Origin of the sequence: Aquimarina hainanensis, assembly GCF_042684685.1 — a bacterium.
Lineage (GTDB): Bacteria > Bacteroidota > Bacteroidia > Flavobacteriales > Flavobacteriaceae > Aquimarina > Aquimarina hainanensis.
This window is the reverse complement of the sequence record NZ_JBHULX010000047.1, coordinates 1-921: the sequence shown is the minus strand read 5'-3', so window position 1 is coordinate 921 and position 921 is coordinate 1. Positions and strand designations below refer to the sequence as shown.

General features: G+C 44.4%; 1 pseudogene. It reads right to left on the bottom strand.

Annotated elements, in window-relative coordinates:
* Positions 1-921, bottom strand: a pseudogene (locus ACFSTE_RS21140) (hypothetical protein); the annotation flags it as partial.

Sequence of the window (921 nt, the reverse complement as noted above, 5' to 3'; positions counted from 1 at the left end):
CCGTATTATCATCCGTATCAACACTATCAGCAAATCCATCGCCATCAGTATCGGTAATTCCATCTAAAACTCCATCGCCATCTGCATCAACTCCTCCGTTTTCTGTTACATCTGAAATCCCGTCATTATCACTATCTAAATCCAGGCTATCTACAACTCCATCATTGTCACTATCCGGGGAAGGTAAACTTGTTCCACCATCTCCTGTACCTGCAACTGTATTATCATCCGTATCAACACTATCAGCAAATCCATCGCCATCAACATCTGCCATAGAGGTTGGATCTCCCGGAGTCGGGTAGTCTATTGCTCCATCTCCATCCGTATCAACTCCTCCGTTCTCTACGATATCTGCAACTCCATCATTATCACTATCTAAGTCTGCAGTATCAGGAACACCATCACCATCACTATCAGGATTCGGTAAGGCTGTACCTGTAGTAACCTCTCCTGCTCCACTACCACTGTCAATCGTATCCAGACTATCTTCTAATCCGTCACCATCTGCATCCGTCATAGACGTTGGATCCCCTGGAGTCGGGTAATCTATCGCTCCGTCTCCGTCAGTATCAACTCCTCCGGCTTCTGTAATATCTGCAACTCCATCATTATCACTATCTAAATCCAAATGATTCGCAACGCCATCGCCATCTACATCATATACATCCGGAATACCATCACCATTACTATCTGTATAATCTGTTGTACTTCCATCTCCAGCGCCTCCATCATCTGTCGTATCCTGCCAGTTAAGAATACCATCACCATCTGCATCCCCATTAGGATCATTCCCTCCTGATTCTAAAACATCTGGAATACCATCATTATCATCATCTACATCTGAAATATCATTAACACCATCCCCATCACTGTCGTGCTCTCTCCAATCCATATCTCCTACTCCTGGTAAGTCAACATCTG